This is a genomic window from Parapedobacter lycopersici, from assembly GCF_040395035.1.
GTDB lineage: Bacteria > Bacteroidota > Bacteroidia > Sphingobacteriales > Sphingobacteriaceae > Parapedobacter > Parapedobacter lycopersici_A.
Window position 1 is genome coordinate 1 of record NZ_JBEBRB010000079.1, and the last position, 10,940, is coordinate 10,940.

The following is a 10,940-nucleotide window of genomic DNA, read 5'->3' on the forward strand; positions in this document are numbered from 1 at the left end:
TTGTTTTTGTACTGAAACCCGAGTGGTTCGGTATCACGGATCCGAGTTTTCCAGCGCGGCTATCTTTCCTGCTGGTTGGCCTCTGGTGGATCGGATTTGCGCAGATCCCGTTTCGGAAGCTTCCCAAAAACACGTACAATGGCCAGCGTGTTACCCGGCATGTGGTGAAAAAAGGGTTCTCCGAACTGGCAGCGGTTTGGCGCAGGTTGCGGGAGATACCGGAAATTAAACGTTTTTTACCCGCGTTTTTCTTTTATGCCATGGGCGTGCAGACGGTTATGATTGTAGCGGCATCTTTTGGCGAGAAAGTGTTGCATCTTGGCGCACCGAAGTTAATTGCCACGATTCTGATTATCCAGCTGGTGGCGATTGCGGGGGCCTACCTGATGTCGCTGCTTGCGCGGTATATCGGCAATGTCCGGGTGCTGATGCTGGTGGTCTGTATCTGGACGGGAATTTGTATCTCCGCGTTCTACATTACCCATGAAGTGCAATTTTATGGTCTTGCCGCACTTGTGGGACTGGTAATGGGGGGGATACAGTCGCTTTCGCGCTCCACGTATTCCAAGCTGTTGCCAGCGGATGAAGTGGATACAGCTTCGTTTTTCAGTTTTTATGACGTGACAGAAAAGGTGGCCATTGTGCTGGGGTTATTTTCCTTTGCGCTTATTGAACAGATCACCCATAATATCCGTTACTCGGCATTGTGCCTGGGTATCTTTTTTCTCATCGGGCTGGCGCTGCTGTGGCGCATGCTCCGGGTTTCGCGGACAAACGGTCAGTAACCGATGGCCGTTTTTGCGATGTGGAAGGCTTTTTTTCCGCAGCATAAGGGCAGTGTGTTTCATATGCTGATTTTTTGTCGTATGTTGTACCGCCTAAGGACACAAACCACCATTGGAACGCTTAACAAGAATAAGATGAATTACAAGAAAACGACAGTTAATTTCCTTTTTGGCAGCATCATATTGTGTGCAACCGTTTTAATGAGCGTGGCGCTCGGCGGAAATGCGTTTGCCCAGTCGGGCCCGCTCGCGGGCAAGGTTATTTGCATTGACCCGGGCCATGGCGGCACCGCGGCGACCGACAGTTACCGTCAGGGGCCGACCGGTGAGCGGGAAGAATGGGTCAACCTCCGCGTGAGTACATATTTACAGCAGCTGCTTGAGGCACACGGAGCCAGGGTAATCATGACGCGGACGATTGATGAACAGGTGCCGTTAGCCCGCCGCGCGGAGCTTGCGAGGGAAAATAACGCAGATGTGTTTCTTTCCATCCACCACAATGCAACGGCCGACGACGCCGTAAATTTTCCGATTATTTATTTCCATGGCAATATCAGTGAAAACCTCGCCGGTGTCCGGCTCGGCGAAACGCTGGCAGAAGCGTTCCGGAAGCACATGTACCAAAAAGAGGTGCCGGTAAGCATCGTTTCGGATCATACGGTTTTTGCCGATGCCGGCGCTGCAGTGCTGCGGGGTACCTACGGCATTCCGGCGGTACTGGCCGAGGCCTCGTTTTTTACCCATCCGCCCGAAGAGCAGCGGCTTAAAGATACCGTTTACAACAGGCGGGAAGCCGAAGCATACCTCGATGCGCTGATCAACTACTTCAGTGCACCGGCGCTGCCGATCCATGATAAAAATTCCATCGTTGCGCAGATTCCTCCGTTCCGGGGATTGCAGGAAGCCGACCGCATGAGCCCTATAGCCAAGAAATGGCACGACGACTACGCCGCGGGCCTTGCCCTGATGAATAAAACAGATTCGGCCGCCTGGCGGGAGGCCTATGAATACTTCACGCGTTCCGCCCGTTCATTTCCTGACTCTTACGTAGCCGGACAGGACCACCGGCACCGGGCAGAATTGCTGCTGCGCCTTGGCCAGGAAACCGAAGCAAAGCAGGAAGCGATCCGCACGGCCGAATATTATGTTCCCGGCTGGGACGCTGCGGAAGAAAAGTGATCATCGGAGTTCATATAGAACCCTATACTGGAATGGACGCCGCGTAAGCTATGAAATAATATTTTTGTTCCCGGGTTTCCAATATTGCGCTAACTTTGCCGTTAACGACATATGACTGTACAGCTATTTATCCCCTGTTTTATCGATCAGCTATTTCCGGAAACGGCCTTTAACACCGTGCGTGTATTGGAAAAAGCAGGCTGTACGGTAATCTACAACCCGCAGCAGACCTGCTGTGGCCAGCCGGCTTACAATGCCGGGTTCTGGGACGAGGCAAAACAGGTCGGGCAGAAGTTCCTGAATGATTTTTCCGGCGAACATCCGATTGTTTCACCGTCCGCATCGTGCACGGGAATGGTCAAAAATGCGTATGACGACCTGTTTACCAATACCGTGATCCACAACCATTGCCGGACGATACAGGGCAATATCCATGAGTTATCCTCTTTTCTGGTAAACGTGCTGAAAAAGGATTACTTCGGAGCAGAGCTGGAAGGACGGGCCGTATACCACGATTCGTGTTCGGCCTTACGGGAATGCCGCATCAAAGAGGAACCCCGCCAGTTGCTGGAACGAGTGGATGGCCTGGAACTTGTGGAAATGCGCGATACCGAGACCTGTTGCGGTTTCGGCGGTACATTTGCCGTGAAGTTTGAGGCGATATCCAGTGCCATGGCTGAACAGAAAGTGCATCACGCGCTGGAAATGGAAGCCGATTACCTGATTTCCACGGATGCTTCCTGCCTCATGCAGCTGCAGGCCTACATCACCAAACATCAACTGCCCATCAAAACCATGCACCTGGCCGACGTGCTGGCACATGGCTGGGCGAATATCTGACAAGAGGCAAGCGCGTTACCGGCGCTTCAGCCATCCCGCTTCCGTTAACGCTGTATACAGGTCGTGCTGTCCGCGATAGCCAATCGTTACCGACGACCCGGGCCGGTTGATCATCCCGGTATATTGGTAAATGAATACCTGTTCCACCAGTTCAGCCAGTGCCTCCAGCTGTGCCAGCACGCGTTCAGGGGCAGCGGGCACTAACGCCGAGCGATAGACCTCACCCTCAAATGCAAAAACCTCAACATCGGCCCATAACTCGTTACGGCCGGATTTACGATGCAGGCGTTGTAGTTTTTCAAAAATTGCGTTGCTTTCATCCACCCGTGTTTTCTGCACGCCGATTTCGTCCTGGTAGGCAATAAAATCCACATCCAGCCTGTCGAGCTGCGCTACATAGCCGTCGTCGGCCGCTACGTTTCTTGTGCCGTAGGGCGCAATCAGTGTTTTCGCTCGGGGCGTAAGCCTACGGGCCTCCCGAGCGCATTTGTTCACATATTGGATAAAGTTATCGTCGAAATGGCCGTTAATGCCCGTTTCGTTGGGATAATACCAGCCGTAAAAGCTGGGATGATGGCCATATTTTTCAGTGAGCTCCTCCATGGCCCTTACGCGCAACTGGTGTACGTCTTTATCCTGCATCAGCAATGCCGGATTGCGCCAGTCGCCAAAAAAGCCGTTACTCATAAATACGCGCAGGTGATGTTTATCCGCTGCCGACAGCACCGTTTCCAGGGGATCATTATCGGTCAACGCGTGTTGGGGCAGCAGAGCCGAGGGGTAAAAACTTTTGCCATAGATCGCCACATCCAGCAGTACCAGGTAGCGGATGCCGGTCCCGGCGATTTCCGCAACCTTTGCTTCCCAGTCGTCCGCCGTAAATGCCGCCAAAGCCGGATTCCAGTAGGTTCCCTCTACTTCGCTATGATGCTGGAACTCGAACCATGTACCGGTAATGGCGTGTGCTTTCCGGTTGTTTCCGATCGGTGCCGCCGAAGCGTGTCCATGAAAAAACGCCAGCGCTGCGGATGCCCCGGCCAGGTGGAGGAAATTTCTTCTTTTCATTTGCGTAATCGGTATTAGTGGCAGCAAGATACGGAATTTCGATAACGTTCTCGGTAATTTTGACGGATCAATGCTTGTCTGCTAACGGCACAACGGTTATTTTTGGTAGGCACACAAGTGTCTGCATCACCATATTAACCGGTTATGAAAAACTCCCCATCTGCTGATTCCCTTGCGGGCGACCGTAGCCACAGTGGAATTATCGACGATCCGCTGGCCCGGCAGCTGCACATGCGGGCTGCGGAAGCAGCCGGCCGGCATTGGCATACCCTTCAGGCGATTGCCTGGGAAGAAACAGCAGCACAGCTGAGGGAACATATCGTTGCACAGGCTGGGGTTGCGTTTTATCCCCAATTGCCGCTGCTGCTGAAGGAAACAAAACGGATACCGTTACAGGGGCTGACGGTTGCAGCCATCCGGTACCAGACGCTTCCGGACGTGTTTGCCACCGCCAGTCTCTACATCCCTTCGGGGGAAGGACCACATCCCGGTATTGTACTGACACACGGCCATTGGGAAGGTGCACGGAATTCCGAACTGTTCCAGGAGGTCGCACAATACATTGCACGGCATGGCTATGTTTGCCTGGTGCCGGACGCATGGGGCGCCGGCGAGCGTTCGACCGTTGCCGGAGTGGAAGAATACCACGGCAGTAATCTCGGTGCTTCGTTATTGAATATCGGAAAAACGCTGCTGGGTATGCAGGTTACCGAAAATATCCGTGCGGTGGACCTGTTGTGTACGCTGCCTTATGTAGATCATGCGCGTATCGGGGCAACCGGCGCAAGCGGGGGAGGGAACCAGGCCATGTGGCTGGCCGCTTTGGACACCCGTGTCAAAGCAGTTGTTCCGGTGGTCAGCGTAGGTACATTTCAGTCGTACATCATGAACAGCAACTGTGTATGCGAGTTATTGCCGGGAGGGCTCACTTTTACGGAAGAAGCCGGCGTACTGGGACTGATTGCCCCGCGTGCACTCCGAATCATCAACGCAGCGGATGAGGCGAATCCGTCGTTTATGCCGGCGGAAATGCAACGGAGTTATCGTTATGCACAGCCAATATTCGAGCAGCTGGACGTGGGAAATCACATCGACCATCAGGTAATAGCCGGTGTGCATGGCTATAATGCCGCAATGCAGGCGTCGATGATAGCCTGGTTTAACAGGCACCTGAAGCAGCGGCCAGCCAATGAACCGCCGCTGACCGTACCCAATGCCGACATCCGCAGTGCCGGAGAACTGGCTACGTACCGTCCCGGAGCGCGAGAAGCCGCGGTACAGACAACAGCGACCTTCTGTACGGGCGAAGGACACCGGGTCCGGGAAGCGCTGATGCAGGCGTTGTCCATTGAACCTGAAGAAAAGAAACGCCGGCTGCGGCAACTTCTCGGCCTGCAAGAAGAACAACTTCGGCAGGCGGACCCTCAGGCTGTGACCGATGACTGGCAAGCCGTGCAGCTGACAACGGTATCCGGCAATGTATTGCCAATTTGGCTAAAGCAACCTGCCGATCCTGCGGCCGGCATGACGGTGCTGGTGCACGGTCAGGGCCGCGACCGGTTGCCCGCATCGGCTGTCTCGGATATTGTGGCGGAGGGAAAGGGAATTCTTACCCTGGATTTGTGGGGCACCGGATCGCAGGGTTCCGCTACCGCGACACAAATCGACGGCAGGCTGAGCCCGCATCACACGCTGTCGCGTTCCATGCTGTGGTTGGGACATACGATGATGGGGCAATGGGCGGGTGAGCTATGCCTGGCAATGCAATGGGTGCAGTCGGAGTATCCCAAGGCAGCCATCCAGCTAACCGGATTCCGCGAAGCGGGCTTGGCGGCACTGTATGCTGCACCTTTCACCCTCGCGCCAAAAAAAATCACTGTTATGGACACGCCCGTGAGCTACCTTTTTGATACAGCGGAAGGAATCGATCATTATAACATGAGCGTCCACGTTCCGGGTATCCTTCCGTGGGGTGACATCGGAATGCTGGCTGCATTGGCGAACGGACCCATCACCTTCCGGAATCCGTGCACCCTTTCCGGCCGTCCGCTGGATGCTACTGCGTTGCGTGCACACTGGGGTTTTTTCAAGACCATGCAGCGTAATGCAAACCGACAGGTGGATGTCCGGTTTGAATAGTCCGAACCACTTATCCTAAATAAACCGAATATGAAAAGAAACCGAAGAGCATTTTTGAAACTGTCCGGCCTCGCCGGGATCGGGCTGGCGGCCACGCCCGCAATGGTATCCTGTTCGGGAGCCGGCACTCCCGAACAGGAATCGGCCCTTGGCCATATCCGGAAGCAGGCGATGCAGTCCCATGCCCAGGCATTTAACATGAGTGGATATGCGGCACCTAAAATGGACCGGGTGCGCGTGGCTTTCATTGGTGTCGGCAACCGTGGAGCCGCTGCGGTGGAGCGGTTAAGCTACATCGAGGGCGTATCCATCGTTGCGCTGTGTGACATCCGGGAGGAACGGACGAAGGTTGCCGAAGCCCGGATCAAACGGCCGGGGCACAAGCCGCAGCTATACGGCGGAAAGGCGGAAGACTGGCGGCAGGTATGCGAACGCGATGATATCGATTTGGTTTACATCTGTACCCATTGGGAACTGCATGCTCCAATTGCATTGTACGCCATGGAACAGGGCAAACATGTTGCGGTTGAAATCCCAGCAGCCACTACGGTAGAAGATTGCTGGAAACTGGTGGAAACTTCGGAACGCACCCGCAGGCACTGCGTTATTCTGGAAAACTGCTGTTATGATTTCTTTGAACTATTGACCCTTAATCTCGTCAGGCAGGGGTTCTTCGGTGAATTAATTCATGGTGAGGGCGCGTATATCCACGATATCATGGACAGTTTCTTCGACCGTGAAAAGCGTTACGATCTCTGGCGGCTGAAAGAAAATACGCGGCGCAACGGAAACCTGTATCCCACTCACGGTTTGGGGCCGATCTGCCAGGCGATGGACATTAATCGCGGCGACTGCATGGACTACATGGTTTCCATGGCGTCCAATGATTTTATGATCGGCGCAGCAGCCAAGGAAAAGCTTGCCGAGGACCCTTCTTACCAACCGTATATCGGCGATAACATCCGGGGGAACATGAATACCAGTATCATCCGTACTAAACGGGGGCGGACCATCATGCTCCAGCACGACGTGACATCGCCCAGACCCTATAGCCGCATCCACCTGCTGAGCGGTACCAAGGGAACGGCACAGAAATATCCATTGCCCGGACGGATATCCAACAGCCATACCGGCTGGCTGGATGAGGCCGAAGTCAGCGCACTGGAAGCGCAGCATACGCCGCCGCTGGTACGGAAGCTCGGGGAGCTTGCCCGGGAAATCGGGGGGCATGGCGGTATGGACTTTCTGATGGACTGGCGGTTAATTGACTGCCTGCGGAATGGGCTGCCGGTGGATATGGACGTTTATGACGCCGCATCGTGGAGCGTGGTATCACCACTGTCGGAATGGTCGGTAGCGAACGGCAGCCAGCCGATCCCGGTGCCCGATTTTACCGGGGGTTCTTGGAAAACGAATCAGCCCGTCGATATTTCATTAACTGCCGGCGGCACAACACAGGTTATCAGTGCTTAACATTATTCAACAGTATAAATTATTATCATGAACGTTATCATTTCAACGGATGCAAAGGCTCTTGGCGATAAGGCCGGAAAATTGGCGGCAACGTATATCAGGAAAGCGATTGCCGAAAGGGGGGAAGCCTTTATTATTGTCGCCACGGGCACCAGTCAGTTTGAAACCCTCGATACCCTACTGCAGGACAGGGAGATCGATTGGTCAGCGGTTACGTTATTCCATCTGGACGAATACATTGATCTGCCGGTGCATCACCAGGCTAGTTTCCGTAAATACCTGATAGAGCGTGTGCTGGCCAGAACCGGACCATTGAAGGCAGCCTACCTGATTGATGGTGAGTCGGATCCCATAGCGGTCATTGACGCCCTGGCCGCCCGGATCGGCGGAATTACCGTGGATGTGGCACTGGTGGGCATTGGTGAAAACGGTCACCTGGCCTTTAACGACCCACCCGCGGATTTTGAAACGGATGCCCCGTACCTCGTTGTGGACCTTGATGAGCCCTGCCGGGCGCAGCAGTGCAATGAGGGATGGTTTGCCGACATCAGCGAAGTACCCCGGCAGGCCATCAGCATGTCGGTGAAGCAGATCCTCAAATCGACACACATTATCTGTTCCGTACCTGACCGCAGAAAGGCACAGGCCGTTAAAGACAGTCTGGAACAGCCGGTAAGCAACCGGTACCCGGCGAGTATTTTACAGACACACCCCAGTTGCTATTTCTTTCTCGATGAGGAATCGGCTTCGTTATTGCGGACACCTGCGGGTGGAATCGCGGATCAGTAGTTTTCCGGGAAGAACGACTTCACGTGGCTGGAATGTGCTCCGGGTGATGTGGCTGATCAGTAATTCACAGGCTTGCTTACCGATATCGTAGGCAGGCTCCGCGACCGTGGTGAGGGATGGCGAAATGATTTCGCCTGATGGATCACCTGTGAAGCCAATGACCCCGATTTCCGGACCGATGGCGATACCGTTTGCCTTCAACGCCAGCATGGCACCGATGGCCTTTCGGTCATTAACAGCAAACACCGCATCGGGCGGATCGGCCAGCGCCAACAGGCGCTCCATGTCACCGAACCCGTCCTGCCGGGAAAAACCCGAATGAACCACCCATTCCTGTCGTACAGGGTGGCCCGCATTGATGAGGGTATCCGTATAACCCTGCTTACGTCGTAACGTGAAGTCGAGGTCGGGCGGCCCGGCGAGGTGTGCAATGCGACGATACCCCTGTGCCAGCAGGTGCTCCGTTGCCGCAACGGCACCGTTGTAATCGTCCTGTCTGACGTGCGATGTCGCAATATCCGGCAGGACGCGGTCAAAAAAAACAACCGGCATATTCTCCAGCAGCTTCTCAAAAACCGGAGTGGCGTCGGCAGTAGATGAAGCGGCAATCAGGATGCCATCCAAATGCAGGGGATTCAGGTTTTTGATAATGGTTGTTTCCCGATCCGCGGCATCGTTGGTGACAAAAAGGATGATATTATATCCCTCGCGGTAAGCTGTTTCCTGAATGCCCGTGATTACGGTGGAAAAATAGTAGTGGTTAATAGCCGGTATTAGGATGCCGATATTTTTTGATTTACCGCCGGCAAGCCCCACGGCATACACATTGGGCTTGTAATTTAACTCCTCGGCTTTTTTTAACACCCGTTCGCGCGTCGTTTCGCTGACATCGTAGGTGTCGCGCAGGGCGCGGGATACGGTAGCCACTGAAATTCCAAGTGCCTGGGCGATGTCTTTTATCGTAGTTTGAACCGGCATGTTACGGGATCATAAAGAGACCGCCACCAAGATAACAAAGTTTTGCAGGATAGCCAATGCCGGCTGGTTAGGCCGGTATTTTGGTAATTTTTTTGTTCCGTGTGGATCGAAGCGGAAAAAGTGACTATTTTTAAGTCATTAATTACCTGTAAAACCAGTGCTGATGAAAACATTCCAATGCTTAACTGTGGTTTCTTTACTGTTGTTATTTTCCGCTTGCGGGGCTGACAGTACCACGGAAGAGCCTGCATATACGGCCTTTGTCGGGGCTACGGTCATTGACGGCAGCGGCGCAGCCCCGATCGCGGATGGCGTTGTGCTGGTGCACGGCGGCCGCATCGTTGCGGTGGGCTCCCGGGATCAGGTTGCGCTTCCGGAAGCTACCGAGATCAGGGACGTAACAGGCAAGACCGTCATTCCCGGACTGATCAATACACACGGGCACGTAGGCGATGTGAAAGGGGTGGAAGGCGGCCATTATTCCGCTGAAAATGTCGTTCATGACCTGGAACGCTATGCGCAGTATGGCATTACCACCGTAGTAAGTCTGGGGGGAGACCGGAAGGAAGCTGTTCCGATGCGGTTCGTCAACGATACAACCGCCAATCAGCGGGCGCGGTTATATATCGCCGGCGAGGTAGTCAATGGCAGCACCCCCGAAGAAGCTGTTTCAGTGGTAGACAGTAATCACCGGATGGGTGTTGACTTCATGAAGATCCGCGTGGACGATAACCTGGGAACCAGCAAAAAAATGCCGGCGGAAATCTATCAAGCCGTTATTGACCGGTCGCATGAACTGGGCTATCAGCTTGCCGTGCATACTTATTACCTGGATGATACAAAGAAACTGCTTCAATCGGGGGCTAATCTGGTGGCCCACAGTATACGTGACCGGCAGGTAGACGACGCCTTGATTGATCTGATGAAGGCCCACAACGCCTGCTATTGTCCGACACTTACCCGGGAAGTATCCACTTACGTATACGAGGATACCGCGGCATTTTTTGATGATCCATTCTTTCTGCGTGTATATAGCCGGGAAGAAATCCAGCCGTTGCTTGATCCGGAAAGACAGCAGCAAATCCGAAACAGCATAAGCGCGCAGACTTACAAACGCCAGCTGCCTGTTGCAATGGCTAATATGAAAATATTGTCCGATCGGGGAGTACCCATTATCATGGGTACCGACAGCGGAATGCCTGCCCGGTTTATTGGCTATTTTGAGCATATGGAGATGCAGCTGATGGCAGAGGCAGGGATGACACCCATGGAAATAATACAATCGGCCACCGGCAATGCCATACCCTGTATGAAGCTGAAAGATATCGGTCTGCTGAAGCCGGGTTATTGGGCCGACTTGGTTGTGCTGGACCAGAACCCTCTCGATGACATCAAGAACCTGCAACAGATTGCCGAAGTGTGGATAGGGGGAACGCAGGTTGTACAGTAAACGGCCGCGTTAGACCGCCCGGCCAGTACCGGTTGCCCCTAAACGGAAAAAGCCAGGGACGGTATCCCCGGCTTTTTATTTGTTTACGTACCTGGAGCGGGAATCGAACCCGCACTCGCTTTAGGGCGAACAGGATTTTAAGTCCTGCGTGTCTACCAGTTCCACCATCCAGGCAACAAAGTAGGTACTAACAATAAATCCCTTCTCTTTTTGCAAGAAGAAGGGATCTCTTGGAGCGAAAG

9 protein-coding genes and 1 tRNA gene are annotated in these 10,940 nt (G+C 53.9%); 7 read left to right on the forward strand and 3 right to left on the reverse strand.

All coding sequences use genetic code 11. The features are described from left to right. The 3 genes from ABWO75_RS12055 to ABWO75_RS12065 all read left to right on the forward strand — a co-directional run. Window positions 1-785: MFS transporter (locus tag ABWO75_RS12055; protein ID WP_353185873.1), on the forward strand; the 785-nt coding region annotated here is incomplete at its 5' end. A 135-nt stretch (window positions 786-920) separates the two neighbouring features. Next, window positions 921-1,964, forward strand: coding sequence for an N-acetylmuramoyl-L-alanine amidase family protein (locus ABWO75_RS12060; protein WP_353185875.1), 1,044 nt, complete (start codon window positions 921-923; stop codon window positions 1,962-1,964). Between the two features lie 111 nt (window positions 1,965-2,075). Continuing rightward, the gene (locus ABWO75_RS12065; RefSeq protein WP_257656515.1) at window positions 2,076-2,804 is read left to right on the forward strand and encodes a (Fe-S)-binding protein; all 729 of its coding nucleotides are present in this window, start codon (window positions 2,076-2,078) and stop codon (window positions 2,802-2,804) included. 15 nt (window positions 2,805-2,819) lie between these two features. Here the strand turns inward: ABWO75_RS12065 and ABWO75_RS12070 are convergent, their stop codons facing one another. Continuing rightward, window positions 2,820-3,869 carry a DUF4434 domain-containing protein gene (locus ABWO75_RS12070; RefSeq protein WP_353185878.1) on the reverse strand — a complete coding sequence of 350 codons (1,050 nt, stop codon included), beginning with the start codon at window positions 3,867-3,869 and terminating at the stop codon, window positions 2,820-2,822. A gap of 144 nt (window positions 3,870-4,013) precedes the next feature. Between ABWO75_RS12070 and ABWO75_RS12075 the strand changes: the two genes are divergently transcribed. From ABWO75_RS12075 to ABWO75_RS12085, 3 genes are read left to right on the forward strand one after another with little or no spacing between them, the layout of a single operon-like run. Continuing rightward, window positions 4,014-6,008 carry a dienelactone hydrolase family protein gene (locus tag ABWO75_RS12075; protein WP_353185880.1) on the forward strand — a complete coding sequence of 665 codons (1,995 nt, stop codon included), beginning with the start codon at window positions 4,014-4,016 and terminating at the stop codon, window positions 6,006-6,008. Window positions 6,009-6,038: 30 nt separating this feature from the next. Next, window positions 6,039-7,481, forward strand: coding sequence for a Gfo/Idh/MocA family protein (locus tag ABWO75_RS12080; RefSeq protein WP_353185882.1), 1,443 nt, complete (start codon window positions 6,039-6,041; stop codon window positions 7,479-7,481). 27 nt (window positions 7,482-7,508) lie between these two features. Next, window positions 7,509-8,270: a glucosamine-6-phosphate deaminase gene (locus ABWO75_RS12085; protein ID WP_353185884.1), complete on the forward strand. Its 762-nt coding sequence runs from the start codon at window positions 7,509-7,511 to the stop codon at window positions 8,268-8,270. Here the strand turns inward: ABWO75_RS12085 and ABWO75_RS12090 are convergent. Beyond that, window positions 8,232-9,248 carry a LacI family DNA-binding transcriptional regulator gene (locus ABWO75_RS12090; protein ID WP_353185886.1) on the reverse strand — a complete coding sequence of 339 codons (1,017 nt, stop codon included), beginning with the start codon at window positions 9,246-9,248 and terminating at the stop codon, window positions 8,232-8,234. The genes ABWO75_RS12085 and ABWO75_RS12090 overlap by 39 nt on opposite strands. A 163-nt stretch (window positions 9,249-9,411) precedes the next feature. Here ABWO75_RS12090 and ABWO75_RS12095 point away from each other — a divergent pair, with 163 nt between their 5' ends. After that, window positions 9,412-10,698 (forward strand): amidohydrolase family protein, encoded by a 1,287-nt coding sequence (locus ABWO75_RS12095; protein ID WP_353185888.1) that lies wholly within the window; start codon window positions 9,412-9,414, stop codon window positions 10,696-10,698. 88 nt (window positions 10,699-10,786) lie between these two features. Here ABWO75_RS12095 and ABWO75_RS12100 read toward each other — a convergent pair. Further along, window positions 10,787-10,872, reverse strand: a tRNA-Leu gene (locus ABWO75_RS12100). Window positions 10,873-10,940: the final 68 nt, after the last annotated feature.